The sequence below is a fragment of the Photobacterium andalusiense genome, assembly GCF_900185625.1.
Lineage (GTDB): Bacteria > Pseudomonadota > Gammaproteobacteria > Enterobacterales > Vibrionaceae > Photobacterium > Photobacterium aquimaris.
The window spans coordinates 1-618 of the sequence record NZ_FYAJ01000057.1 but is presented as its reverse complement, the minus strand read 5'-3'; the positions used below and the strand labels follow the sequence as shown (position 1 = coordinate 618).

General features: G+C 39.2%; 1 protein-coding gene. It reads left to right on the top strand.

Going from position 1 to position 618, the window contains the following annotated elements; all coding sequences use genetic code 11:
• Positions 1 to 503 (top strand): amino acid permease (locus tag PAND9192_RS20435; RefSeq protein ID WP_144018121.1); only part of this gene is annotated, 503 nt, incomplete at its 5' end.
• Positions 504 to 618: the final 115 nt, after the last annotated feature.

The window sequence follows — 618 nt, the reverse complement described above, 5'->3', positions numbered from 1 at the left end:
GTAACATCGTTACTCTAGCAGCAGTTATCGCATGTATCGGTTCACTACTTGGCTGGCAGTTCACTAACGCACAGGTTTCTAAAGCGGCAGCAGATGAAGGTCTATTCCCTAAAATCTTTGCTAAAACAAACAAAGCAGGCGCACCGATTGCAGGTATGTTAATCATGCTAGCTGCTGAGATTTTACTAGCGGTAATGACGATTTCTCCTAACCTAATCAGTCAGTTCAACGCGTTATTGAACCTTGCAGTATTCATTAACATGGTGCCTTACATCCTATCGATGACTGGCCTTGAAGTATTACTTCGCAAGAACATGGTATCTCCAAAGCAATACCGCTTAGGTGCGACAGTGGGTACATTAGCCGTTCTTTACAGTATCTATGGTGTGTATGCTTGTGGTGCTACCGCAGTATTCGGCGGTACTATCCTGATGTTACTTGGCTACATCTTCTATGGTTTCATCGCAGCTCGTGATACTAAACCAGAAGTGAAAGCAAACTAATTTAAAGATTTAATAAATTCGATAATAAAGAAATTTATTAATAATAAGCTAGAACAGAAATGGGAATAAATAATAAATACGCTAACCATTAATAATCTTATTAATAACCAGCCTT